This window comes from Novosphingobium oxfordense (assembly GCF_044029435.1).
In the GTDB taxonomy this organism is placed as follows: Bacteria; Pseudomonadota; Alphaproteobacteria; order Sphingomonadales; family Sphingomonadaceae; genus Novosphingobium.
The window spans coordinates 1302443-1327087 of record NZ_CP147005.1 but is presented as its reverse complement, the minus strand read 5'-3'; the positions used below and the strand labels follow the sequence as shown (position 1 = coordinate 1327087).

Here is a 24645-nt window from a genome sequence, read left to right as displayed (position 1 = left end):
AGAAAATGCGCGATGCCAATCAACCGCTCAATGCCCAGATCATCAACGACGGTGCCGGAACGCAGGACGCCGTCGATCTCGGCAACGGCATCTTCATGTCGAGAGACGTGTCGAACCTCTATCTGGTTACGACCGGCGACGGCGATGTGCTGATCAACACGGGCATCATCTATAGCGCGGCCGAGAACAAGCGGCGCTTCGATGCCGTCAGCGACAAGCCGATCCGCAAGATCGTCTTCACCCAGAGCCACGAAGACCACATCGGCGGCTGGCCGACCTTCAATGCGCCCGGCGTCGAGACCATCGGCCACGCCAACCTGCCGTTCGTACGAACCCAATATCGCGATCTCGGCCCGGCCATGGCGGCACGATCGCGGCGCCTTTGGAGCCGAGACCAGAAGCGGGAACTGACCGAGCGGCCCGAGCCGGTGCTCACGACGACTTTCCACGATACGCACTCTTTCGGACTGGGGGGACGCCGGTTCGAACTCCTCTCGGTACCGGGCGGGGAGACGGTCGACTCCCTGGCCGTCTGGCTGCCGCAGGATCGCATCGTTTTCACCGGCAACATGACGGGACCGATCTTCGGCCACGTGCCGAACCTCTATACCGTTCGCGGCGAGCGCTATCGCTATGTCCAGTGGTACATCGACAGCGTCCAGCGCATCATCGACCTCAAGCCCGAAGTGTTGATTACCGGGCATGGCGAGCCGATCCGCGGCGCCGAGACGATCCGCCACAGCCTTACCCGGATGCGCGATGCGGCGCAGTACCTTCGCGATGCGACGTTCGAGGGGATGAACGCCGGCAAGAGCCTGTGGGAACTGATCGAAACGATCACGCTCCCGCAAGAACTGGCGATCCCGCAGGGCCACGGGAAAGTACCGTGGATCGTGCGCTCCATCTGGGAAGAACATCTGGGATGGTTCCGCTATGAATCGACGACTGAACTGTACGGCACGCCGGCCAACTCCGTATTCCCGGACCTGATTACGCTGGCGGGCGGCGCGGAGCCGGTCCTCGATCTTGCAACCCGATACCTCAGCGAAAGCCAGCCGCTGAAGGCGCTGCACATTGCCGAGGCGGTGGAAGCCGGATCGCCGTCCCATCGCCGCGCGCTTGAAATCCAGCTGGAAGCGCAGCAGGCGATCCTGACCGCCGCCGGCCGCGAAAATTTCAGCGAAGTCCGCTGGCTGGAAAGCGAAATCCATCGTCTTGAGGCCGCTCTGGCGAGGACCACGCCATGACGAACGCGCGCCTTTCGGTCGATGCCATGTGCTCGTTCCAGTGGCCGTTCGAGCGTGAGCTTGCCCTCTGGACGGGCATGGGCATACGCCATGCCGGCCTGCTGATGAACAAGATCGCGGACGATCCGAAGACCAAGCTATCCGCGCTGGACGGCGCCGGCATCCGCATCAGCACGCTGATCACGGCGGGTTTCCAGCTTGCCAATCGTGCGAGCTGGGATGGGACGCGCGCCGTCCAGCGCGACATGATCGATCTGGTCGCAGCGCACGACGGCCATTCGATCTATTTCACGACCGGTCGGACCGTCCGCTGCGACTGGGACGAGGACTGCGCGCTGTTCGCCGAAGCGGTCGCCCTGACGGTCGAACACGCGCGTCGGCAAGGCGTCATCGCCGCCTTCGAACCCAGCCTGCGTACCAGCGCATCGTTCTGCACGTCCCTCTCCGATGCGATCGAAGTCGCAGAGAAGACGGGCCTCGGCATCGTTTCCGACTTCGGCAACAACTGGATGGAACGCGGGCTGCCAAGGACGCTGAAGCGCGCCATGCCGCACATCGCGCTGGTGCAGATCGGCGACATCGCCATTTCGGGTCGCGGCGGCCGTGCGCACATCGGCCAGGGAGATCTACCGCTAAAGCGTATGATCGGGGACGTCCTCGACGCGGGCTATCAAGGCGTGTTCGACCTCGAGGTCGTTCCGGCCGACTATGCCGCAGAGACTGACGAGGACGAACTCCGCGCCGGTATTCAGGCGGCATCCGATCTGCTCGATGCCATGAACGTCTAAACCACAACGATCGAAATGCGCCTAAAAACAGGCAGGGAGAGGAACAGATGTCGGAAACCTTCGCTGGCAAGAGCGCACTCATCATCGGTGCAGGACAAAACATCGGCCGCCGCATCGCGCAGGAATGGGCTGCGCGCGGCGCGCGCGTGGCCGTTGCCGACATCAGCCGGGACGGTGCCGAGGACACGGCCGAAATCCTGCGCAAGTCGGGCACCGAAGCCGTCGGACTTCATTGCAATGTGCTGGACGAGGCATCGGTCGCCGCGACGATCGATGCAGCGGAACAGGCTCTGGGGCAACTCGACATCCATATGAACAATGCCGGCATCCTGTCGGGCGGCAACCCAGAGGATATTCCCCTCTCCGAATGGCGGCGCATGTTCGACGTCAATCTCTTCGGCATGGTCCGCGCCAACAATATCGTCGTGCCGCGCATGATCGCGCGCGGCTCCGGGCATATCGTCAACACCGCCAGCTTTGCCGGTCTCTATCCCTTCGCGGCGAGCCGGATCCACTACGCCGCCTGCAAGGCGGCCGTGGTCTCGATGTCGCAAAATCTGGCGCTTTACCTCAAGCAGTTCGGCATTGGCGTCAGTTGCCTCTGTCCCGGCCCGGTGATGACCACCTCGGTCGATGGGATGAAGCATTTCAGCGAGAACTACGTCATGCGCGCGCCCGGCAGCCACCTTCAGGTCATGTCCCAGCAGGAGACGGCGAAGGTCCTGTCGGACGCCATGGAAGCGAGCCGCATCCTTGTGCCCACGCATCACGAGGCATGGGCCACCCTGATCGAGGTGGCCACGGACCCCGACGCCTTTGTCGAAAAGAAGCACCGGGAGTTTCTGGCCGGCGACCCCGGCCGCCCCGGCATCACCCAGGACGTCATCGATTCCCTCAACGCCTGAGCGGAGCGAAATCATGGATCTTCTCGACCCCTTGGAGCGAACGCAAATCGGCAGCGATGTCGGCGGAGTTGTGATCGCCCGATCGGTGGATGAACCGGCCACGCCGATAGAGGCCAGCTGCCGCGACTATCTGTTCGCCGAAATCTGGAGCCGCCCCGGCCTCGACCGACGCTCGCGCTATCTCATCGCCATCGCAAGCGCAGCCAGCAGCAATGGCCCGGTCGACGTCCTGGACGACTATGTTCGCGGTGCGCTTGCCGGCGGCGATCTGTCATTGATCGAACTGCGCGAGGCCGCACTCCATCTTGCCGTCTATGCCGGATGGTCGCGCGGGATCGAACTGGATCGCGCCATATCGCGGTGCGCGCAGGTCCTCGGGCTCGCCCCGACTGCCTTTGCGCCGATCCGGGGCGAACCCTGGAATCCGCAGGAGCGCGTTCAGCAGGGCATCGACGAATTCAACGCCGTAATGGGCTTTCCGGGACCGGCACCCGTCACGCCCTATTTCGAAGCGGGGATCGACAACTTCGTCTTCGGCGAAATGTGGAAACGCTCGGCGCTGGACCAACGGTCACGCCGCTGGATCACGCTGGTGGGCGTTTCCGAGAGTTGTGCGCCCACACCGATCAAGACACATTTCCATGCAGCAATGGCGAGCGGCAATTGCTCCGCCGATGAATTGCAGGAATTCGTTCTGCAATACGCGGTGCATGCTGGCTGGCCCAAGGCCTCCGTCATCCAGGGCGCCGTCATCGCCATGATCAGGAACTTCGAGGCCGACTTGGGCTGGGATGCATGAAAGCGTAGGAATTTGAGCCCGACGTCTTGAAAACTGCTAATCGTAGCGGACGGCCTCACGTCATATCGGAAGGAAGCGTTTGTCTTGACTGCAGCAAGCGAAGCCCAATTCGAGCGACTGGTTACGCCATTGCTACGGCATTTCTCACTGCTTCTGGCCGAACTCGGGGGTGATTTGGGCTCGCTTCTGGGAGAGGTCGAAATTCCTGCCGACGATTATTCGGAATGTTCAGGCGGCCTGACATACCGGCAAACGATCCGGCTGCTCGATACGGCGGCAAGACACCTCGACTGCCCGGACCTGGGAATGCGGCTTGCCATCCGTCAACGCGGGGGCGCCGTGTTCGGCCCGCTGGGTAATGTCATGCGCAATTCGAAGACCTTCGGGGATGCCGTCAGGTTCGCGAGCGAGAACACCCCGGCGCACAGCCGGGCGGCCCGCGTCTGGCTGAGTGAGGCATCGGACCGGGCGAGCACCTTTGCGGGACACGAACTGCTGCTGGCGGGAACTGCCGACCGCGCCCAGGCGATCGAACAACTGCTGCTGATCGGCCATCTCGAAGCGCTGGAAATGACGGGCGGGCTGGCGCGTGCCCGTAAGATACACTTCCGTCATGAGCCGGTATCGCCGACTTGCCTCTATCGGCGGAATTTCGGCTGTGACGTGCTGTTCGGAGAACCGGCGGACGGCATCACATTCTACGCCGAGGATCTCTCCCGCCCCATCGTCAGCCACGACGAATACGTCCACCGCGACATGACCCGTTACATTGCCCGGCACTTTCCCAAGCAAGAGCTTCCCGTGGACGCGGAAGTGCGCGGGCTGGTGCTTCGGTCGCTCGCTGAAGGAGACAGTTCCTGCGAGGGTGTGGCGCTGGCCCTCAGCATCCACCCGCGTACGCTGCGGCGCCGGCTTCGCGAGGAAGGGCTGAGTTTTCAGGAGGTGAAAGACGGCGTCCGGCAGGAATTGACGCACTATTACCTTGAGCGCACCGACCTGGAATTTCACGAAATCTCCGAAAAACTGGGTTTTGCGGAGCAGTCCATCTTTTCGCGAAGCTGCCAACGCTGGTTTGGAAAGTCGCCCACGCGATTGAAGCGAAAACTGCGCCCCAACGGCCTCCCTGTCCGGATAGGTCAAGCCAAATAGGCGCCTATTGGCGCATCACCTAGCGGAGAGACGAGGTTCGTTTGGCGGCGAATCCACGAGATTCGCCGTCAAACGCGAGGTGGGAGAGAGGGTGCGAAAGCAGGCCTGAGCGCACGGCAACGATCGCGTCTCCGACGGCAATAGATGCCGCAGGCGGCACGATCGGCCTCAGGCCAAGGGAGCAAGCCAAATCCCGTACCGGACCGGCAAACGCAGGCGGAACCCCGCTTTGCGCAACGGGACCGCTTTGCCTCGATCAGATCAAAGCTGACGAGACGGATTTGACGACGAATTCACCGCGAATTCGCCAAGGGGAGGAAAAAGAAATGGCAAGTAATTACAAGCGTTCCTGCGCCCGGTTTGCATTGGGAGCAGCGACAATGGCTCTGCTGCCCGGTGCAGCCTTTGCCCAATCGGAACCGGCGCAGTCCCAAGGCCTGCCGCCTGCACCGCAACAGTCGGCGTCCGAACAGTCCGCCGCGGAACAGCTGACCAGCGAACCGATCGTCGTGACCGGCACTCTCATTCGTGGCATCGCTCCGGCCGGGAACAACGTCATCAACGTCGATACCGACAAGATCGCGGCCACCGGCGCGGCCTCTACCAGCCAGGTGCTGGCCACCGTCCCGCAGGTCGGCAACTTCTTCAACGCCCTGCCCGCCGGCATTTCGCCTACGCCCGGCGCAAACGGCAGCAACCCGATCAACCGGCCCAACTTGCGCAACTTGCCGGGCGCGAACACCAGCGGCGGCGCGCAGACGCTTGTCCTTTTCGATGGCCAGCGCGTCGTGGGTGCCGGCATCCAGCAGGTCGCCGTCGATCCCGACATCATTGCTCCGGGCGTAATCGGGCGGGTAGAGGCGATGACCGACGGCGGTTCGGCAGTCTATGGCTCGGATGCGATCGGCGGTGTCATCAACTTCGTCACGCGCGATCGCTTCGACGGTATCCAGGCGGATGCCCGCTACGGTATCGGCGACGATTACCAATCGGTTGAGGCAAGCGCGCTTGCGGGCAAGGATTGGGGAACCGGCGGCCTTTACGTCGCCTATGGCTACTCGCACCACGACAGCGTCTTCGGCTCCGACCGCGACTGGATCAAGCAGGTCGACTGGAACACGGATATCCCGACGGGCCGCAACTGCGCGGCCCCCAATGTGACGATCGGCACGACCTCATATGTTCCGGGCGGAAGCGGACTGGTTGCCGGCGGACCCAACACCTGCGACTTTTCCGATCCGGTCGCGATCTATCCGACTTCGACCTTGCACACCGTTTTCGCCCGGCTCAACCAGCATCTCAGCAGCGGCGTGCGGTTCGACATGACCGCGCTCTATGCCAATCGCAAGATCGAACAGATCGGCGGCACGCTGGGAACCGGGGCGCTCGGAACCGGGGCTGCGGGCCAGGCCACGCTGACGGCGGCCTCCCCATTCTACCTGTCGAGCGCCGACGCCAATGCCGGAAAGCCGCAGGTGGTGAGGTTCGACTACAGCCCGCTTTACGGCGTTCGCTCCGCCACGCAGGAAACCAATCTTGAGACCTGGCGTATTGCGCCCTCGATCTCGGTCGAGCTTGGCTCAGACTGGGAATTCAGCGGCCTGTTCAGCTATGGCAGCGCCGCAACCTCGTTCCGCAACGCCCAGATCAGCGCTGCCGCGCAAGCGACCGCGCTCGCCAACGGAACGCTCAATCCCTACGATGTCGGGGCGACCTCGTCCGGCGTCGCATCTGGCTTGCTCCGTTATGCGACCGGCAGCGGCCGCAACGAACTGTTCGACTACCGCGCCATCGTCAACGGGCCGGTCTTCGCACTTCCCGGTGGGACGCTGCGCGCAGCCGTCGGTTATGAGCACATGCAGGACAATTTCACGCGGCGCACCACGAACGCCTCCACATACGCGCTGCAGGATCCGACCAAGTATACGCAGAAGGTGGATTCGGTGTTCGGCGAACTGTCGATCCCCATCATCGGCGACGACAATGCCCTGCCGTTCATCAACGAACTGACGCTTTCGGCATCGGGCCGATATGACAAGTACAACGACTTTGGCGACACCTTCAATCCGAAGCTCGCCGCAACCCTGCGCCCGGTCGAGTGGATCGCGATCCGCGGCAACTGGGGCAAATCCTTCACCGCCCCGTCGCCGGTCGATCAACTCGGCGTCCTTGCCTCAGCCGTGGCGACCGTTCCGGCTGCCTTCCTGCGCCCGCCGCCGGGTGTCACCGCCGCTCCGGGTGAGATCGGCCTGTTCGTCTCGGGCACTGCGCCGGGGGTTCAGCCGCAGAAGGCCACCAATTGGTCGATCGGCGCCGAGATCGAGCCGCCCTTCGTACCGGGACTGACGCTGAATGCCAGCTACTACAATATCGACCTTACCGGCACGATCGGCAGGCCGGTCACCGGGGCGGACCTCAGCGACTACTACGCCAATTTTCCGCAGCTCTATGCTGTCCGGCCCAGCGGCCAGCAGTTGGCGGAATATCTGACGCAGTTCGATCCGGCCAATTTCAACTTCACCGTGGCCAATCCGAACTCGACGGCACAGGCGATCATCACCTCGGGCGGCACCAGTTCGCCCGTGCTCGTCACGCTCGATACGCGTGCGCGTAACCTCGGTACGGCAACGCTGGATGGGATCGACTTCTCCGCAAACTATGTGCTCGACACCAGTGTTGGCTCGTTCGACGCGAGCGTCACCGGCAACTACCGCCTGTCTCAAAAGTCGCGTGCGCTGCCGTCGCTGCCCGTCTCCGACGATCTGGCCTTCAACACGCCCGTCTTCCGCATCCAGGGGACCCTGGGAACCAAGATCGGCGGCCTGCGCGCGCAAGTGATCTGGAACCACACGTCGGGGTACAAGCGCGGCACCGTCGAATTCGGGCAGACCCGGGTTTCGGCGTTCGATGCGATCAACCTGTTCTTCAAGTACGACGTGAAATCGAAATCGGCCTGGGCCAGCGACCTTTCGTTCACACTCAACGTCCAGAACCTGTTCGATGTGGCTCCGCCGGAGTTCCGCTCGGCGACCGGCCTGGGCATAGATACCACATCGGGCAGCGCGTTCACGATCGGCCGCGTCGTTCAGTTCGGCATAAGCAAGAAATTCTGATCTGAATTCAACCGCCCGGGCCACCAGCCTGGGCGGTTTTAACCGTATAGCCAGCGCCGCACGCCGCGCCCGTTGACGAAATCCGGGCTTGCCGTTCGTCGATAGGAGGCGAGCCGGATCGCCCACCGCGGACAATTACATTGACGATGGGCCCGGGCCGCAGTTCGATCGCCCTCGGTTCAACGTCCAGCTCAATCTGCACGTCTTGGACAAGGAAGGATCGTCTTCCCGTCGCGGGTCGCCACCGTGATGACCGTAGAGGCAAGATGCACGATTTGCTCGGGCGAAAGAGGTGACAGCGCTTCAATGATGTCGTTCACGTCGCCACAGGTCGAAGGCTTGATCGGAATGGACAATCGGGTGGATACCGCCTCGTCGATCAATGGGCGCAACACCGCATCCGACAGGCCGGCAATTTCCTTGTCTTCGGATTGACCCATTTTGAGAAACGCGGATTTCGCCATGGGCCACGCCGCCAGTTTCCGGTTCTCAAGCTGCGTCACCAGGCTGGGCATGGAGGTGCGAACATAGCTGTCCGCAGGCAAGGCGGCATTGCACTTCTGTGCGACCTCGTTCAGCGCCCGGGGCAGAAAATATGCGACGATCCCATCCAGTTCCTGCTGCGTAATGCAGCTTGCCGTGTCGGCTGCCTGCGCCGAAGTCGTCGCACAAAGCGCAAAGCTCGCGGCGACTGCCGAAATGATCTTACGCATAGAAGTGTGTTCCCTGATCATGCGTGCTGGCGGCGCTTGTCGGCCCTTGATCAAGCAACTCGCGGCGATCAGGCTGATAAAATCGGGAATAGATGAAGCGCAAGTCCTAACCGCAGGATCATGTAAGGCGTGAACTGTCCTAGACCGTCGGCGGCCTTCACGTTGCCGTTCTAGGCTGCCTGCCGCAGTCGGTTGCGGCCATCGCGCTTGGCGCGATAGAGCGCGCCGTCCGCGCGGGCCAGGAACTGATCGGAGTCCATGCCGGGAACGAAGCAGGCAAGGCCGATGCTTGCCGTCACGGGATCGACGCCGAGCAGAGACCAGTCTTCGCTCTCGATCGCACGTCGCAGACGCTCGGCCAGGGCGATCGCCATTTCCGAGCCCGTACCGGACAGGACGACCACGAACTCTTCCCCGCCCACCCGGCCGACGAAGTCCGCATTGCGGATCATCTGAGCACAGATCTGGGCGATGCGGCGGATCACCTGATCGCCCACCGCGTGACCGAAGCGGTCGTTGACCCGCTTGAAGTGGTCGATGTCGAGCACCGCGATTGCCAGATCGGTCGATTGCGCCTCAGCCTGCCCTACTTCCGTTTCCAGCACGGCAAACAGCTTGCGGCGATTGGCGATGCCGGTCAGCGTATCGGTCTCGGCGAGAATGATCGCTTCGCTTGCCTTCGCTTCGGCGCGTGCGCGCGCACTGGCCATTTCCAGCACCGCTATCACGCGCTCGGTCACATCCTGGAAGATGCCGAAAATGGCGACGTTGGTGCCGTCGTCCGATGTCTCCACCTCGCTGCGGCTGTAAACATGCCGAAGCTCGCCATCGCTCCGGACGATGCGCGCCTCGAAGCTCATGGGCTGCCTGCGTTCGAGACAGTCGGCCAGGGCACCACGCACGATCGCGCGATCATCCTCATGATAGAAATCCACGGCGCTTTCCACGGTGGGAGCCGTGCCGGGGACCAGGCCATGAATCCGGAAGATCTCACTCGACCAGAACAGCCGCTGGGAGGGGAGTTCGACCCGCCAATGCCCGACCTTGGAAATGCTTTCCGACATCTCCAGCCAGCGCTTGCCGCGCTCCACTTCCGCGAAACTGCGGTCGCGCATCGATATCATCGCGGCAAGCGGCAATGCCGATACCAGCAGCATGAAGATGTAGAACTGCAGGAACAGTACCGTCGCCTCGCCATCGGCGTGCTGCAGCGTGATCGCGCCGCTCCCCTTCCATGTCGCGAACGAGCCGATCGCTGCGATGATCAGCGTGCTGCAGGTCGCGCCGGTTGGGCCCAGGAAATAGGTGGCCATCAGCACGGCCAGCATCGGCAGGAACAGCAGCGGCAAGGTCGATTGGGCAAAGACGCCGGCGGCGACCGCGCCAACCAGGGCCAACACGGCCGTCGTGCGTATGGCATCCGAAACCTTCATGCCTGCCCGCCTGCGCGTTGCGACATCCATGAAGTTCATGATCAGGGGCACAACGATCATGATCCCAAGCGTCACCGTGGTGACCCAGGACAGGAACATGTGGCGAGAGCCGTGCCCGGCTGCGAAACTGGCAATCCCGCCGCTAGCGACAGCGGCTGTCACGGCCGCAAGGCAGAAGCGCGATACCGATCGAATGGTGAAGAGATTGCCGTCCTGCCGCCCGATATCCGACATCAGGCGACAGGCGATGACCGCTTCGATCACATTGGCGAAGGTCAGCCCCAGCGCCGTTGCAGCGCTGCCGCCCCAAATGAAGTTCGCCCAAAAGCTGGCAAACGCAATGCCTACGCAGATTGCAATCCGTTCGCCGCGCCCGGCAAGCAGCAACCCCGCGACCGCTACGCCGCTGGCCGGCCACACAGTGGCCACGCCGTCCGCCCCCCTGGTCAGTTCCAGAGCCGGGGCAGCCAGGGCAAAATAAAGGATGGCAACTACCGCCCCCGCCAGGACCGGTCGACCAAAGCGTAAAGTAATCACCGCCCCATCATAGACGGAAGTTGCGAGGATTTCGACCGAAGTTGTCGCCATCTCGAACAAAACGGGACAGATAACGCCCGGGCACTGCGCTATCGCGACATATCTCCATTGTGTCGTCATCGACCGGTCATGGGATCGTCGGGTCCGGCGACGACGAAGCCCGCGCTCTTTCCAAAGTTAGCGGAAGCATATCCCCTCGGGACCGGCATCATTTGCCAGTTCGCCCGCACCAACCAAACGACTTGGTGCTAGACGGCAGGTCCAAGACGAAGAAGCTCCATCCGGAGGTTGATCGCCCGATAAATGTTCTATATATGTTCCAGCTCAAGGACGGAACATATGCACAACCTCAACCAGATCCGCGACGCAGTCGCTAGCGAACTCGAAAACCGCGGGCTCGACAATCGCAAGTTCCTACGGGAAATCCGCAGCGGCAAGCGGGACGATGGACCCTATATGATTGGTGCCCTCGCCGCCGCCCGCCTTGCACCGAAAGCAGAATAAAGCGGCAGCGCAGCCTGCTTTTTCTGGAAACCGCGCCAACCATCAACCGTTCCCTATAATCGGCAGCGTACTGTCGGGTCGGGATTTCCAATCTCGGGAATTGTGGTTTGGTTGAGGAGGCTCGACTTCCATGGCGGATTACGATCTGTACTATTGGCCCGTTCCATTTCGTGGGCAGTTCATTCGCGCCATCCTCGCCTATACAGGAAAGGCCTGGATCGAGCACGATAGTGGCGAAATCGGGGACATCATGGGCAAGGCTCCTGCCGACCAGCCCGTGCCGTTCATGGGGCCGCCAGTTCTGATCGACACGGCGAGCGGCTTTGCCATCGCCGAGATGCCGGCCATTGCGCTCTATTTGGGGGAGGCATTGAACCTACTCCCCGCGTCTCCCGAAGGCAGGGCTCTTTCGCTGAAAATGGTCAACGATGCGAACGATGTGATCGACGAGATCACCTTGGACGGGGGCCGCGAGATGTGGACCGATGAAAAGTGGGAAGAGTTCGTTCCCCGCCTCAAGCGCTGGATGGAAATCTGGGAGGCCACGGGGATCACCCACGGTCTGGAGAAGCAGCACGGGACGATGCTGGGAACGGAAGCGCCGGGCGTGGCCGATATCGTCACCGCCGTACTCTGGTCGACGATGGCGGACCGCTTCGGCAAGATTGCTGCGCTGCTCGATGATACAGCGCCTCGCGTCGCTGCGCTGGTGAACAGGATGCAGGCGATTTCAGCATTGACGAAGCTCGCGGCCGATTCCCGGCGGGACTACGGAGACGCCTATTGCGGGGGCGAAATCGAGAAGTCCCTACGCAAAGTCGCGCTCTGACGGGAGCACCCTGCCCGGAAGCGCCCCATACCCGGCATCCGGGCATGGGGCGTCATCGGTCAGACCGTCACCGGCTGCGGGCGATTGGCGATCAGGTTTTCGACGACGGATGGATCGGCCAGCGTCGAAATATCGCCCAGGTTCGAGAAGTCGTTCTCCCCGATCTTGCGCAGGATGCGGCGCATGATCTTGCCCGAACGGGTCTTGGGCAGGCCCGGCGCGAACTGGATCACGTCCGGCGTTGCGATCGGGCCGATCTCGTGGCGGACCCACTTGATCAGTTCCTTGCGCAGCGCTTCGTCCGGCTCCACTTCGGCATTGCAGGTGACGAAGGCATAGATGCCCTGCCCCTTGATCTCATGCGGCATGCCCACCACCGCCGCCTCGGCAACGGCCGGATGCGCGACGAGCGCGGATTCGATCTCGGCCGTGCCCATGCGGTGTCCGGATACGTTGATCACATCATCGATGCGGCCGGTGATCCAGTAGTAATCGTCCTCATCACGGCGGCAGCCGTCGCCGGTGAAGTAATAGCCAGCGAAGGTTGAGAAATAAGTCTGGAAGAAGCGATCGTGATCGCCCCAGACGGTGCGCATCTGGCCGGGCCAGCTATCTGCGATGACGAGGCAGCCGTCCGTTGCGCCTTCGAGAACCACGCCCTCGTTGTCCAGCAGCATGGGCTTCACGCCGAACAGCGGCTTGCTGGCTGAACCGGGTTTCAGCGCAGTGGCACCGGGCAGCGGGGTGATCATGGCGCCGCCGGTCTCGGTCTGCCACCAGGTGTCGACGATCGGGCAGCGGCCCTCGCCCACGACCTTGTGATACCACTCCCACGCCTCGGGATTGATCGGTTCGCCCACGGAGCCGAGCAGGCGCAGGCTCTTGCGGCTGGTCTTCTTCACGAAGTCGTCGCCCTCGCGCATCAATGCGCGCAGCGCGGTGGGGGCGCCGTAGAAGATTTCGACCTGGAACTTGTCGACCACTTGCCAGAAGCGGCTGGCGTCCGGGAAGTTCGGCACGCCTTCGAACATCACCGTGGTCGCGCCGTTCATCAGCGGGCCGTAGACGACGTAGGAGTGGCCGGTCACCCAGCCGATATCGGCCGCGCACCAGTAGATCTGGCCGGGGCGGTAATCGAAGACGTACTCGTGCGTCATCGAGGCCCAGACAGAGTAGCCGCCGGTGGTGTGCAGCACGCCCTTCGGCTTGCCGGTGGAGCCGGAGGTGTAGAGGATGAACAGCGGGTCTTCCGCGTTCATCTCCTCGAGCGGGCAATCGGCGGACTGATCGGCCACGGCCGAAGCCCAATCGATATCGCGGCCTTCCACCATAGGCACGTCGGCGCCGGTATGGGCGAGGACGATAACGCTCGCTACGGCCGGGCAAGCCTTCAGCGCCTCGTCAACGTTGGCCTTCAGCGCGACCTTCTTGCCGCCGCGCAGCCCCTCGTCGCTGGTGAGGACGATACGGCTGTCGCAGTCCTGGATGCGGCCGGCGAGTGCGTCCGGAGAGAAGCCGGCGAAGACGATCGAATGGATCGCGCCGATGCGCGCACAGGCGAGCATGGCGACGGCCGCCTCAGGCACCATCGGCAGGTAAATGGTGACGCGGTCACCCTTTTTGACACCGCGCGCCTTCAGCAGATTAGCGAATCGGCAGACCGATTCGTGCAACTCGCGATAAGTGATGCGGCGTTCCGGGTTCTTCGGATCGTCCGGCTCCCAGAGGATCGCAATGGCATCGCCACGTTCGCTTAGGTGTCGGTCGAGACAGTTAGCGGAAAGGTTCAGCGTGCCGTCGGTGAACCAGGAAATTCCGAAGTCCGCCTCGTGAAAGCTGGTCTGCTTGACCACGCTGAACGGCTTGATCCAGTCGAGCCGCTGCGCTTCCTCGCGCCAGAAACCATCGGGATCGGTGATCGAGCGCTGATACATCTCAAGGTAGCGCGCCTCGTCGATCAGGGCGTTCTTCGCCCATTCTGCGGGCACGGGGTAGATGGCCTCGGCCATGAATTTTCTCCTCTCCGGTGGAGTTTTTCCGGCATGCGCGGAAGCTTGTGCCAGCACCTAGCACGCCCGCGCAATCGGTTCGACAACACATTAATGATTGGCGGAACGACCGCCAGCGGCAACGGGCTAGGTCGGCATCTTCGCGGGGACCTCAGTGTCCCGTCGCCGAGACGAAACGCAGGGGTTTCGCAGGGTTACGCGCCCGATCTTGCCGCCAAGGGCGACATGCCGCGCGGCCTGTGCTATTCCCGCCCTGCGCCGCGACGACAGCGGCGAGAGGTCGAGAACGGGAGTGGGGCCTGATCTGGATCAAGGCCCCGCCTCCGGTTTCGATCTAGGAAACCGGCACATCTCGGCGGAGTTTCGTTCATGTCCCCCAATGACGTCATCACCCTTCCCACCCGTTCCGGCATCGAACTTGAAGTGCGGCCCGCCAAGGAGAGCGACGAGGCCGATCTGACTGCCTTTTTCGAACGCGTGGCGGACGAAGACCGCCGCTTCCGCTTCTTTGCCGCAGCCGACAAGGTGAGCGCGCAGCAGATCGCGCCGCTGGTGAATGCAGACCAGTTCCGCACCGAATCGTGGATCGGTTTCGACAAGGCCAGCGGGCAGATGGTGTCCTCCGGCGTGCTGGCCTGCGACGCTGCGCTCGATACCGCCGAAGTGGCGATTTCCGTGGCCAGCGTCTACAAGGGCAAGGGCATCGGCTGGGCCATGCTCGATTTCCTGGGCAAGCAGGCCGAAGCGCGCGGCTGCCGCAAGGTGATGTCGATCGAAAGCCGCGAGAACAGCGCCGCTATCGAGGTCGAGCGCGACAAGGGCTTCACGCCCGAGTCCTTCCCCGGCGATCCCACATTGGTGGTGCTTTCCAAGACCTTCCGCTGACGGGATTGTTCCGTTCCGGCGCAATTCGCTGGGCGTGCTAACCCCTTGGTAAGCCTGAACTTGCAAGACGACCTTCCACTTGGCGGAGGTTGTCTTGCATATCGTTTCCGATCCCCAGCCCACGGATCAGCTTGAGCGGATCGACCGCGTGGATCTGTCGCTATTGTGCGAAGTAAGACAGGGCACACGCCCCTGGAAAGTCGCGCGTCTGGAGGATCTTTCGCCGGGCGGTTTCCGCATCGCCTGGCTGCCCGATGCGCGCGAAGACCTGCCGCTCCGCATCCGCATTCCCGGCCTTCAGATGTTGAACGCGCGGATCTGCTGGACTAGCGGCAACACCATTGGCTGCGCTTTCGCGGAACCGCTTCATCCTGCGGTTTTCGAGCACATCGCCCGCGCTGCAGCCTGAGCCAGGGCAACTGCCGGCAAACGAAAAGGGCGGGCCCTCGCAGGCCCGCCCTTCGCATTTTTACAGTAGATCGCTGCCTCAGATGTGAAGCGCGCGGCCGTAGGCAGCCAGAACCGATTCGTGCATCGCTTCCGAGATCGTCGGGTGCGGGAACACGGTCTGCATCAGTTCGGCTTCGGTCGTTTCCAGCGTCTTGCCGACGACGTAGCCCTGGATCATCTCGGTCACTTCCGCGCCGATCATGTGAGCACCCAGCAGTTCGCCGGTCTTGGCGTCGAACACCGTCTTCACGAAGCCCTCGGGCTCGCCCAGCGCGATGGCCTTGCCATTGCCAATGAACGGGAAGGTGCCGGCCTTCACTTCATAACCCGCTTCCTTCGCCTTCGCTTCGGTCATGCCGACCGAGGCGATCTGCGGATGGCAGTAGGTGCAGCCCGGGATGTTGTTGCGATCAAGCGCGTGCGGATGGACGTCCTTGTTGCCCAGTTCCTGGGCGATCGCCTCAGCCGCGGTGACACCTTCGTGGCTTGCCTTGTGGGCCAGCCAGGGACCTTCGACGCAGTCGCCAATGGCCCAGATGCCCTTAACGTTGGTACGGCCGTAGTCGTCGGTCTTGATGTGGAAGCGCTTGTCGGGCTCGATGCCCAGGTCTTCCAGGCCGATGTTCTCGACGTTCGGCACGATGCCGATGGCGACGATCATGTGGCTGAATTCGGCCGTCTCGGTCTTGCCGGCCTTGTCGGTGATGGTGACCTTCACGCCATCCTTGCCAACGACCATGTCGCTGGTCTTGGCGCTGGTCTTGATCTTCATGCCCTGCTTGGTCAGCTGCTTTTCGAGGAAGGCCGAAACGTCGGCGTCCTCGACCGGCACGATGCGGTCCATCATCTCAACGACGGTGACGTCAACGCCCATGTCGTTGTAGAAGCTGGCGAATTCGATGCCGATGGCGCCCGATCCGATGACCAGCAGCTTCGTCGGCATTTCCTTCGGCGTCATCGCGTGGCGATAGGTCCACACGCGCTCGCCGTCCGCCTTGGCGTTGGGCAGATCGCGGGCGCGGGCGCCGGTGGCGATGATGATGTGCTTGGCCGAGATGGTCTCGGTGCCCTTCTCGCCGGTCACTTCCAGCTTGCCCGGAGCGATAAGCTTGCCAGTGCCCATGTGCACGGCAATCTTGTTCTTCTTCATCAGGTGCGTGACGCCCTGATTCAGCTGCTTGGCAACGCCGCGCGAACGCTGAACGACGGCATTCAGGTCCGCCGTGATGTTGTCAGCCGCAAGGCCGTAGTTCTTGGCGTGCTTCATCTGGTGGAACACCTCCGCCGAGCGCAGCAGCGCCTTGGTCGGGATGCAGCCCCAGTTGAGGCAGATGCCGCCGAGCAGTTCACGCTCGACGATGGCGGTCTTCAGGCCAAGCTGCGCGGAACGGATCGCCGCGACATAGCCACCGGGGCCCGAGCCGAGGACGATGACGTCATAGGTATCAGCCACTGTCTTACTTCTCCTGATCGATGACGCGCGGTTTGCCGAATTCGTTCACCGCGACGAAGGTGAACACGGCCTGCGTCACCTTCACTTCTTCTTCTTCGTGCCGATGGCGGCGCCATGCCTCGATGGCGATCGTCATCGAGGTGCGGCCGACCCGCTTGATTTCGCCATAGACGGAAACCTCGTCACCTACCTTTACGGGCAGGTGGAACTGGGTGCCGTCCATGGCGACGGTGACCGCGCGGCCGCGCGAACGACGGGCGGCGATCAGACCGGCGCCCATGTCCATCTGGCTCATCAGCCAGCCGCCGAAGATGTCGCCATAAGCGTTGGCATCGGCCGGCATCGCCGTGACCCGGATCACCGGGTCACGCGGGCAACCGCTGGTCTGGTCTTCCATCTTAGGCAACCATGCCCAGCGGCGTTTCGATGTATTCGCGGAAGGCGGCCATCAGGCGGGCACCGTCGGCACCGTCCACCGCGCGGTGGTCGAAGCTGCCGGTCGCGCTCATGACGGTGGCGACGCCCAGCGAATCGTCGGGCATGACCCACGGACGCTTCTCGCCCGCGCCAACCGCGATGATCGTCGCCTGCGGCGGGTTGATTACGGCCGTGAACTGCTTGATGCCCATCATGCCCATGTTCGAGATCGAGGCGGTGCCGCCCTGATACTCGCCCGGCTGAAGCTTGCCTTCCTTGGCGCGCTTGCCAAGGTCCTTGGTCGCCTTGGCGATTTCGGAGAACGACTTGCCGTTGGCATTCTGGACGATCGGGGTGATCAGGCCGCCCGGGATCGAGACGGCGACCGAAACGTCGGCGCGCGCATACTTGATCAGCTCGTTACCGGCGAAGGTCACGTTGCATTCCGGCACGTCGATCAGCGCGCGGCCGAGGGCCTTGATCAGCATGTCGTTGACCGAAACCTTCACGCCCTGCTTTTCGAGCATGGAGTTGATCTCGGCGCGCAGGGCCATGAGCTTGTCGAGGCGCACGTCCACGGTGAGGTAGATGTGCGGCGCTTCCTGCATCGACTGGGTAAGGCGGCGCGCGATGGTCTTGCGCATGCCCGACAGCTTCTCGACGGTGTGCGGGATGCGGTCGTCCAGCAGGGCGCGGGTTTCGGGCGCCATTTCGACCGAAGCGGGCTTGGCTTCGCCAGCGGCGGCAACCGGGGCTGCGGCAGGCGCAGCAGCCGGAGCGGCCGCCTTGGGTGCGGCGGTGCCGGGCTGAGCGGCTTCGACGTCGGCCTTGACGATGCGGCCCTTGGGGCCGGTGCCGGTGACGGCGGCAAGGTCAACGCCCTTGGCGACAGCGACGCGCTTGGCGAGCGGCGAGGCGACCACGCGGCCGTCCTTCGACGCCGGAGTGGCCGCAGGTGCCGAAGCGGCGGGAGCCGAGGCAGCAGCGGGAGTGGCGGCAGGCGTAGCAGCCGGGGCCGAGGCAGGCGCGGCAGCCTTGGGGGCGGCGGCAACGGCGCTGGCGTCTTCGCCTTCACCGGCGATCACGGCGATCACGGTGCCGACCTTCACGCCTTCGGTGCCTTCGGGCACCAGAATCTTGCCGACGACGCCTTCGTCGACGGCTTCGAATTCCATGGTGGCCTTGTCGGTTTCGATTTCGGCCATGATGTCGCCAGAGTTGACGGTATCGCCTTCCTTAACCAGCCATTTCGCCAGTTTTCCCTCTTCCATAGTCGGGGACAGGGCGGGCATCTTGATCTCGATGGGCATGGAAGCTTGTGAGTCCCTTGTTATCCTGGGGAGGTGTGCGGGGTTGGCCTTTCCTTGGACAAGTTGCGCGCAGCATACAAGCGCCTTCGCAATCCTTTCGCCATTCGTGATCTCTTGCACAGAGACCTGAATGGCCCGATAAGCGGCCGGCAAGGGGATTGAGGCCAAAAAATCATGCGCGTCTATCTGGTTATCGTGGACGAAACCGAAGAGGCGCTGGTCGCTCTCCAGTTCGCTGCCCGCCGTGCCGCCAAGACGGATGGCGTGCTTCACCTGCTGGCACTGGTGCCGCCACAGCCCTTCAATGCCTTTGGCGGCGTGCAGGCCACGATCGAGGAAGAAGCCCGCGCCCGCGCCGAAACGCTGGTGACGGCGGCGGCAGGCAACCTGCTGTCGCAAGGTGCCAAGATGCCGGTGATCTCCGTCCGCATGGGCGAGGATATCAAGATCGTACGCGAATACCTGAAAGAGCATCCCGAAGTATCGGCGCTCGTTCTGGGTGCTGCCAAGGAAGGCGGACCGGGCCCGCTGGTGGCGCACTTCACCGGGGCAGGCCTGGGCCACATGCCCTGCCCCGTCTTCGTTATACCCGGAACGCTCGACGCCGAAGCGATCGAGCGCCTGAGCTAAGCCTCTCTTACTTCTTCTTCCGGCCCTGGTGCCGGATATTGCCCGGCCGGCCGCGCTGGCCGACGAAGTGCTTGCCCTTCTTCTTGAGCGGCTGCGCCTGCGGCCTGCCGCGCGGCTCGATCCGGCCGCCGCCCTCTTCCAGTTCGAACTTCAGCGCGCCGGTCAGCGGGTTCGCCTCTGCAAGACGCAGGCGCAGGATCTGCCCGACGGCATAGCTGGTTCCGGTGCTCTCACCTTCGAGGACTTGCGCCTTCTCATCATAGGCAAAGCGCTCGTCACCCAGGGTGGAGACGGGAACGAGACCGTCGCCGCCGAGGCCAATGATCGTCGCAAAGAAGCCGAACTTCTGCACGCCGGTGATACGCGTGTCGAACACGTCACCCACGCGGGCCGATAGCCAGGCGGCGACATAGCGGTCGATCGTCTCGCGCTCTGCCTCCATGGCGCGGCGCTCGAAATTGCTGATCGCCTCGCTGACGCGGCCGAGATCGTCGCGGTCGCGTTCGGACAGGCCAGAGAGCGCTGGAATGTCGCCGTTCGGGGCAGGCTGCTCCAGCCCATAGGCATCGACCAGCGCACGATGAACCAGAAGGTCGGCATAGCGGCGGATCGGTGACGTGAAGTGCGCATAGGAGCCGAGCGCGAGGCCGAAGTGGCCTTCGTTGCGCGGGCCGTAATAGGCCTGCGTCTGGCTGCGCAGCACGGCCTCCATGATCAGCGCCTTCTCGCTCTCGTCCGCGATGTCCTTCAACATGCGGTTGAACAGGCCCGGCGTGATCACCTGACCCATCGCCAGCTTGCGGCCGAAAGTGGCGAGATAGTCCTTGAGCGAGGTAAGCTTTTCGCGGCTCGGCGTCTCGTGAACACGGTAGACGACCGGCGCAACCTTGGCCTCCAGCGCCTTGGCAGCGGCGACGTTGGCGGCGATCATGAAGTCTTCCACCACGCGGTGCGCGTCGAGCCGTTCACGGATGGCGATTTCCGCGATGCGCCCCTGATCGTCCAGCTTCACGCGGCGCTCAGGCAGTTCGAGTTCCAGGGGATCGCGGGCGGCACGCGCCTCCGCCAGCAGCTTCCAGCACGCCCAGAGGTTCTGGAGATGCTCCGGCGCGCGGTTTTCGTCGATGCGGACCTGTGCCTCTTCGTAGGCGATCACTTCATCGATGCGCACGATGGCGCGGGTGAAGCGCCATTCCGTTACCTTGCCCTGCCCATCGATCTTCATGTGGCAGGCCATTGCCGCGCGGTCTTCGCCCGAGCGGAGCGAACAAACGTCGGCGCTCAGCACTTCGGGCAGCATCGGCACGACGCGGTCCGGGAAATAGACCGAGTTGCCGCGCCGCCGCGCTTCGCCATCGATCTGGCCGCCGGGACGGACGTAGAACGAGACGTCGGCGATGGCGACGAGCGCGTCGAAGCCGCCCTGATCGTTCGGCGCCGCCCAGATCGCGTCGTCATGATCGCGCGCGTCAGAAGGGTCGATGGCGACGATGGGAAGGTGCCGCAGATCTTCACGCTTTTCGACGCTGAGAGGCATCTTTGCAGCGCGCTCTGCTTCGGCGATCGTTTCTTCGGTGAAGTGGTTGGGGATGCCGTGCTTGTGGATCGCAATCAGGCTGAAAGCCTTGGGCGCCAGCGGTTCGCCCAGTACTTCGGAGACCTTCACCGAAGGCCGCGCCGAACGGCCGATCGGTTCGGCCAGCACGAGTTCGCCCTTCTCCGCCCCGCCAAGATCGGAAATCGGCGAGGAACTGCGGATGCGCTTGTCCACCGGGGCCAGCCAGGCCTTGCCGCCGCCATCGATCTCCACGACGCCGAGCATCTGCTCGGACCGAAGCATCAGCTTCTTCATCGGATAGGCGCGCCATCCGGTGGAGGTCTCTTCGGTGCGCGAGAGCACGCGATCGCCCTTGCGCAGCGCGGAGCGCCCCTTCTCGATCAAGCGGATGCGCGGCGGCGGAGTGCCGTCGTCCGGCGACCAGGTATCGGGAATGGCGATGGGCTCGCCCTCGCTGACGTCTACCACGCGCAGCACCGTCACCTTGGGCAGACCGCCCATGCGGTGGAAGGCGGTACGCTTGCCGTCGATCAGGCCTTCTTCCGCCATGTCCTTGAGCAGCGCCTTGAGCTGGATCTTCTCCTGCCCTTTCAGCCCGAACGCGCGCGCGATCTCGCGCTTGCCGGCGGGATCGGTGGCGTTCTGGATGAAATCGAGCACTTGCTGGCGCGTGGGCAGGCCGGGCTCATGGCGCGGCTTGGAGGACTTGGGCGTCTTGTTCATGGGGCGAGGCATAGCACGGCACTTGGCGACAAACGCGCGCAATTACAATCCGCGTCCGCCCGGCTCAGCGGTACACCCCCGATTTGTGCGGATTGGCAGGATAAACATCCAACAGTATTGTCGGATGATCAGAGGGGGGATCGACATGCGCCAAAGTCTGCAATTTCGACACATCGCCATCCTGCTCACCGGGACCGCACTGGCCTTTCCCGGCCCGGCAATGGCGGCGCCCAATGCGGTTGACAGTCTGATCGGCAATATACTGGCCGATGCACCGGACGCCGCTTCGCTCAACGCTCGCTGCGACACGCTTTCGAAGGCAATCGACAGCCGCATCACCCAGCTGGAAGGCGAACGCGGACCGGCCACGATCGCCGGCACTCTGCAAAGATACGACGACATCAATGACCTCGTCACCTCCGGGCTAGGCGAATCCACCCTGTACCGCGAAGTCATGGCCGACGCACCGCGCCGCGATGCCGGCGCGGCTTGCGAGGTTCGAATGCAGGCTGCGGTCACTCGCCTCAGCCTTTCCAGACCGGTTTATGACCGGCTCAAGGCCATTGACGCCACGGGTGCGGACGCTGCCACGCGTTACTACCTTGCCCGCGCCCTGCAGGCGTTCGAGATCGCCGGCGTCGGTCAACCCGAAGAGCGGCGCAAGACCGTCCAGGCATTGCAGGATCGCATTTCCGCCAACGGTACCGCTTTCGAGAAGGGCATTGCCGATTCCCGAAAGACGATCGAGGCGGATCCGGCCGAGCTTGCCGGGTTGCCAGCCGACTTCATCGCTGCCCATCAGCCGGGGGCTAACGGCAAGATCGTCCTATCGACCGACTATACCGATGTATTGCCGGTGATGACCTATGCCCGCAGCGATGCGCTGCGCGAAAGGCTGCAGCAGGCTTTTCGCACGCGTGGCTATCCCGAGAACGACGCACGCCTGACCGCCCTGCTCAACGACCGCGCCCAACTGGCCGCCACGCTGGACCGCCGCGACTATGCGACGCTCGCGCTTGAAGACAAGATGCAGAACACGCCAGCCAAAGTGGAAGGCCTGCTTTCGGGCATCGACGAAGCGGCGCGGCCCATCGCGCAGCGGGACTACGATCGCCTGTTGGCCGAACGCCGGCGCGACGAACCCGCTGCCAGCCAGGTCGATTTTTGGCAATACGCGTTCTATTCGCAGCGGGTGCAGCAGCGCGACTATGCGTACGACAGCCAGGAAATCCGCAAGTACCTGCCCTATGCCAAAGTGCGCGATGGGATCCTGAAGCTTACATCCAACCTGTTCGGCGTGGAATTCCGCCCATGGACGACTGCCAAGTGGGACGCGGGCGTCGAAGCCTATCAAATGCTCGAAAATGGCAAGGTTATCGGTGAATTCTATTTCGATTCGCATCCCCGGCCGGGCAAATACGAACATGCCAACATGGTTCCGCTGCGGTCCGGACTTTCCGGCAGGGCGATCCCGGTCGGCGCGCTCGTCACCAACCTCTCCGCCGGCAACGGCGGCGACGCGCTGATGGAGCACGACGATGTCGTCGTCTTCCTGCATGAATTCGGCCACATGCTGCATCATATCTTCGGCGGCCAGCGGCAGCGCTGGGCCGGCCAGTCAGGCGTGACGAACGAATGGGACTTCGTGGAAGCACCGTCGCAGATGCTGGAAGAATGGGCTTTCGATTACGATACGCTGGCAACCTTTGCCGCCGATGCCGACGGCAAACCGATACCCCGCGATCTGGTCGACCGGCTGAACCGAGCGCGCTATTTCGGGCGGGGTTTCGATGCGCTGCGGGAGCTTGGCCTTTCGAACATCTCGCTGCGCCTTCATCAGGCGCCGGCCCCGGCCAATCTGGGCGTCAAGACACGCGCGCTCTATGCACCCTACGTCTTTGGGCCCGTACCCGATTGGTACCAGATTCAGGACAGCTTCAGCCACCTCAACGGCTATTCGGCGATCTACTACACCTATACCTGGTCCAAGGTCATCGCGGACGACATGTTCACGCAGTTCCAGTCGCACGGCATGCGCGACCGGGCAACCGCATCGCGCTATCGGCAAACCGTGCTTGCCCCCGGCGGAACGCGGCCGGCGGCCGAACTGGTAGAGGCGTTTCTCAGCCGGCCGATCAGCCTCGACGCATTCAAGGCGGAACTGGCAAAGGATCAGTGAAGGGGAATGCCGGTGCCTTAGTGCACCGGCTCCTTGGCCACCGCCTCGATCGGCGATTGCACCTTGTCGGCCATCTGCGACTTCACCATGAGCTGCCACGATGAGACTGCCAGCACGCAAGCGAGCAGCGGTTGCAGCACCTTGTCCGGCGCGTGCGAGGAGAGGTAGCTGCCCACGATCACGCCGGGAATGGAGCCGATCAGCAGGTTGCCCAGCAGCACCAGATTGACGTCGCCGATGATCCAGTGGCCGGTTCCTGCGATCAGCGCCAAGGGCACGGCATGCGCGATGTCGGACCCGACAAGGCGCGCCACCGGCAGGCGGGGATAGAGCAGCAACAGCACGGTCACGCCGATGGCGCCCGCGCCGACCGAAGAAATAGAGACTGCCAGGCCGATCACTGCGCCCAGAATGATGGTTCCTGCAGCCACCTTTCCGGCCGGAACCGGTTGATCGTTTTCGCGCACGAAGCGCATCAACCACTTGCGCGAAGCCACCGCCACGGCGGTGACGAACAGCAGCAGGGCCAGCGAGAACAGGATCACGTTCTCCGTCGACTTGCCGATCTTGCCCACATAGGCGAGCACGACCAGCGTCACGATCGCGGCGGGGATGCTGCCGGTGGCGAGCCGCCGGACGATAGCCCAGTCCACCGTTTCGCGCTTTCCGTGCACCACGGAACCACCGATCTTGGTGATCGCGGCGAACAGCAGGTCGGTGCCGACCGCCGTCTGCGGGTTCACGCCGAACATCAGCACCAGCAGCGGCGTCATCAGCGATCCGCCGCCGACGCCGGTCAGGCCCACCAGCACGCCGACAAGCAAGCCTGCTATCGCGTGCAACATGTCAAAAGGGTGGGTCATAGGCCGTTAACTCTTTCCAACGCCCTTCGGGCATCTTGTCGGGGCGTCAAATAGTCCGTGGCATCGCCGGAAAGTCCCGCTTTCCCGCATGCTCCACAGACCGCCACCCTCTCGAATTCGGATTTTCTACTCATTCACTAGAGAATGACAA

The 24645-nt window shown here is 63.3% G+C and carries 20 protein-coding genes; 12 read left to right on the top strand and 8 right to left on the bottom strand.

Translation table 11 applies throughout. The features are described 5' to 3' along the window. Positions 1 to 5: 5 nt before the first annotated feature. The 6 genes from WBP07_RS06145 (at position 6) to WBP07_RS06120 (ending at position 8001) form a co-directional block, all read left to right on the top strand. Positions 6 to 1247, top strand: coding sequence for an MBL fold metallo-hydrolase (locus WBP07_RS06145; protein ID WP_395394900.1), 1242 nt, complete (start codon positions 6 to 8; stop codon positions 1245 to 1247). Beyond that, entirely contained in the window at positions 1244 to 2035 is a 792-nt protein-coding gene (locus WBP07_RS06140; RefSeq protein ID WP_395394898.1) for a sugar phosphate isomerase/epimerase family protein, read from the top strand. Before WBP07_RS06145 ends, WBP07_RS06140 begins: the two co-directional genes overlap by 4 nt. Before the next feature lie 47 nt (positions 2036 to 2082). Next, complete coding sequence (locus tag WBP07_RS06135) at positions 2083 to 2940, top strand: SDR family NAD(P)-dependent oxidoreductase (RefSeq protein WP_395394897.1); 858 nt, start codon at positions 2083 to 2085, stop codon at positions 2938 to 2940. Positions 2941 to 2953: 13 nt separating this feature from the next. Further along, a complete protein-coding gene (locus WBP07_RS06130) occupies positions 2954 to 3739 on the top strand; it encodes a carboxymuconolactone decarboxylase family protein (RefSeq protein ID WP_395394896.1) in 786 nt (261 codons plus the stop codon). A gap of 84 nt (positions 3740 to 3823) precedes the next feature. Continuing rightward, positions 3824 to 4888 (top strand): AraC family transcriptional regulator ligand-binding domain-containing protein, encoded by a 1065-nt coding sequence (locus WBP07_RS06125; RefSeq protein WP_395394895.1) that lies wholly within the window; start codon positions 3824 to 3826, stop codon positions 4886 to 4888. Between the two features lie 380 nt (positions 4889 to 5268). Continuing rightward, on the top strand, positions 5269 to 8001 hold the full coding sequence (locus tag WBP07_RS06120; protein WP_395394894.1) for a TonB-dependent receptor domain-containing protein: 2733 nt from the start codon (positions 5269 to 5271) through the stop codon (positions 7999 to 8001). A gap of 191 nt (positions 8002 to 8192) precedes the next feature. Here the strand turns inward: WBP07_RS06120 and WBP07_RS06115 are convergent, their stop codons facing one another. Both WBP07_RS06115 and WBP07_RS06110 read right to left on the bottom strand, forming a co-directional pair. Next, positions 8193 to 8714, bottom strand: a complete 522-nt coding sequence (locus tag WBP07_RS06115) for a hypothetical protein (RefSeq protein ID WP_395394893.1) — start codon at positions 8712 to 8714, stop codon at positions 8193 to 8195. 170 nt (positions 8715 to 8884) lie between these two features. Then, positions 8885 to 10735, bottom strand: coding sequence for a diguanylate cyclase (locus WBP07_RS06110; RefSeq protein WP_395394892.1), 1851 nt, complete (start codon positions 10733 to 10735; stop codon positions 8885 to 8887). 288 nt (positions 10736 to 11023) lie between these two features. Here WBP07_RS06110 and WBP07_RS06105 point away from each other — a divergent pair, with 288 nt between their 5' ends. After that, positions 11024 to 11188: a hypothetical protein gene (locus WBP07_RS06105; RefSeq protein ID WP_395394891.1), complete on the top strand. Its 165-nt coding sequence runs from the start codon at positions 11024 to 11026 to the stop codon at positions 11186 to 11188. A 130-nt stretch (positions 11189 to 11318) separates the two neighbouring features. Next, positions 11319 to 12017, top strand: a complete 699-nt coding sequence (locus WBP07_RS06100; RefSeq protein WP_395394890.1) for a glutathione S-transferase — start codon at positions 11319 to 11321, stop codon at positions 12015 to 12017. Positions 12018 to 12076: 59 nt separating this feature from the next. Here WBP07_RS06100 and acs read toward each other — a convergent pair whose 3' ends face one another. Beyond that, positions 12077 to 14026 carry an acetate--CoA ligase gene (acs, locus tag WBP07_RS06095; protein ID WP_395394889.1) on the bottom strand — a complete coding sequence of 650 codons (1950 nt, stop codon included), beginning with the start codon at positions 14024 to 14026 and terminating at the stop codon, positions 12077 to 12079. Between the two features lie 369 nt (positions 14027 to 14395). Here acs and WBP07_RS06090 point away from each other — a divergent pair, with 369 nt between their 5' ends. After that, on the top strand, positions 14396 to 14911 hold the full coding sequence (locus WBP07_RS06090; protein ID WP_395394888.1) for a GNAT family N-acetyltransferase: 516 nt from the start codon (positions 14396 to 14398) through the stop codon (positions 14909 to 14911). A 94-nt stretch (positions 14912 to 15005) separates the two neighbouring features. Further along, a complete protein-coding gene (locus tag WBP07_RS06085; protein WP_395394887.1) occupies positions 15006 to 15320 on the top strand; it encodes a PilZ domain-containing protein in 315 nt (104 codons plus the stop codon). A gap of 78 nt (positions 15321 to 15398) precedes the next feature. Here the strand turns inward: WBP07_RS06085 and lpdA are convergent, their stop codons facing one another. From lpdA to WBP07_RS06070, 3 genes are read right to left on the bottom strand one after another with little or no spacing between them, the layout of a single operon-like run. Next, on the bottom strand, positions 15399 to 16814 hold the full coding sequence (gene lpdA / locus WBP07_RS06080; RefSeq protein ID WP_395394885.1) for a dihydrolipoyl dehydrogenase: 1416 nt from the start codon (positions 16812 to 16814) through the stop codon (positions 15399 to 15401). Positions 16815 to 16818: 4 nt separating this feature from the next. After that, the gene (locus WBP07_RS06075) at positions 16819 to 17211 is read right to left on the bottom strand and encodes an acyl-CoA thioesterase (RefSeq protein ID WP_395394884.1); all 393 of its coding nucleotides are present in this window, start codon (positions 17209 to 17211) and stop codon (positions 16819 to 16821) included. A 1-nt stretch (position 17212) separates the two neighbouring features. Next, the gene (locus WBP07_RS06070; RefSeq protein ID WP_395394883.1) at positions 17213 to 18541 is read right to left on the bottom strand and encodes a pyruvate dehydrogenase complex dihydrolipoamide acetyltransferase; all 1329 of its coding nucleotides are present in this window, start codon (positions 18539 to 18541) and stop codon (positions 17213 to 17215) included. 174 nt (positions 18542 to 18715) lie between these two features. On the opposite strand from WBP07_RS06070, the gene WBP07_RS06065 reads away from it, so the two are divergent. Then, positions 18716 to 19171 carry a universal stress protein gene (locus WBP07_RS06065; protein WP_395333247.1) on the top strand — a complete coding sequence of 152 codons (456 nt, stop codon included), beginning with the start codon at positions 18716 to 18718 and terminating at the stop codon, positions 19169 to 19171. A 7-nt stretch (positions 19172 to 19178) separates the two neighbouring features. Here the strand turns inward: WBP07_RS06065 and rnr are convergent, their stop codons facing one another. Further along, complete coding sequence (gene rnr / locus WBP07_RS06060) at positions 19179 to 21452, bottom strand: ribonuclease R (RefSeq protein WP_395394882.1); 2274 nt, start codon at positions 21450 to 21452, stop codon at positions 19179 to 19181. 145 nt (positions 21453 to 21597) lie between these two features. Here rnr and WBP07_RS06055 point away from each other — a divergent pair, with 145 nt between their 5' ends. Next, positions 21598 to 23631: a M3 family metallopeptidase gene (locus WBP07_RS06055; RefSeq protein WP_395394881.1), complete on the top strand. Its 2034-nt coding sequence runs from the start codon at positions 21598 to 21600 to the stop codon at positions 23629 to 23631. Between the two features lie 17 nt (positions 23632 to 23648). On the opposite strand, the gene WBP07_RS06050 is transcribed toward WBP07_RS06055, so the two are convergent. Further along, positions 23649 to 24494 carry a sulfite exporter TauE/SafE family protein gene (locus WBP07_RS06050; protein ID WP_395394880.1) on the bottom strand — a complete coding sequence of 282 codons (846 nt, stop codon included), beginning with the start codon at positions 24492 to 24494 and terminating at the stop codon, positions 23649 to 23651. Between the last annotated feature and the right edge of the window lie 151 nt (positions 24495 to 24645).

Excerpts from the sequence above, each read along its gene's own strand:
- WBP07_RS06065 (WP_395333247.1), top strand. The coding sequence starts at position 18,716 with ATGCGCGTCTATCTGGTTATCGTGGACGAAACCGAAGAGGCGCTGGTC.
- WBP07_RS06050 (WP_395394880.1), bottom strand. The coding sequence starts at position 24,494 with ATGACCCACCCTTTTGACATGTTGCACGCGATAGCAGGCTTGCTTGTC.
- WBP07_RS06100 (WP_395394890.1), top strand. The coding sequence starts at position 11,319 with ATGGCGGATTACGATCTGTACTATTGGCCCGTTCCATTTCGTGGGCAG.
- WBP07_RS06120 (WP_395394894.1), top strand. The coding sequence starts at position 5,269 with ATGGCTCTGCTGCCCGGTGCAGCCTTTGCCCAATCGGAACCGGCGCAG.
- WBP07_RS06115 (WP_395394893.1), bottom strand. The coding sequence starts at position 8,714 with ATGCGTAAGATCATTTCGGCAGTCGCCGCGAGCTTTGCGCTTTGTGCG.
- WBP07_RS06105 (WP_395394891.1), top strand. The coding sequence starts at position 11,024 with ATGCACAACCTCAACCAGATCCGCGACGCAGTCGCTAGCGAACTCGAA.
- WBP07_RS06070 (WP_395394883.1), bottom strand. The coding sequence starts at position 18,541 with ATGCCCATCGAGATCAAGATGCCCGCCCTGTCCCCGACTATGGAAGAG.
- WBP07_RS06110 (WP_395394892.1), bottom strand. The coding sequence starts at position 10,735 with ATGGCGACAACTTCGGTCGAAATCCTCGCAACTTCCGTCTATGATGGG.
- WBP07_RS06090 (WP_395394888.1), top strand. The coding sequence starts at position 14,396 with ATGTCCCCCAATGACGTCATCACCCTTCCCACCCGTTCCGGCATCGAA.
- rnr (WP_395394882.1), bottom strand. The coding sequence starts at position 21,452 with ATGAACAAGACGCCCAAGTCCTCCAAGCCGCGCCATGAGCCCGGCCTG.
- WBP07_RS06130 (WP_395394896.1), top strand. The coding sequence starts at position 2,954 with ATGGATCTTCTCGACCCCTTGGAGCGAACGCAAATCGGCAGCGATGTC.
- WBP07_RS06075 (WP_395394884.1), bottom strand. The coding sequence starts at position 17,211 with ATGGAAGACCAGACCAGCGGTTGCCCGCGTGACCCGGTGATCCGGGTC.
- WBP07_RS06140 (WP_395394898.1), top strand. The coding sequence starts at position 1,244 with ATGACGAACGCGCGCCTTTCGGTCGATGCCATGTGCTCGTTCCAGTGG.
- WBP07_RS06055 (WP_395394881.1), top strand. The coding sequence starts at position 21,598 with ATGCGCCAAAGTCTGCAATTTCGACACATCGCCATCCTGCTCACCGGG.
- WBP07_RS06145 (WP_395394900.1), top strand. The coding sequence starts at position 6 with ATGCGCGATGCCAATCAACCGCTCAATGCCCAGATCATCAACGACGGT.
- acs (WP_395394889.1), bottom strand. The coding sequence starts at position 14,026 with ATGGCCGAGGCCATCTACCCCGTGCCCGCAGAATGGGCGAAGAACGCC.
- WBP07_RS06135 (WP_395394897.1), top strand. The coding sequence starts at position 2,083 with ATGTCGGAAACCTTCGCTGGCAAGAGCGCACTCATCATCGGTGCAGGA.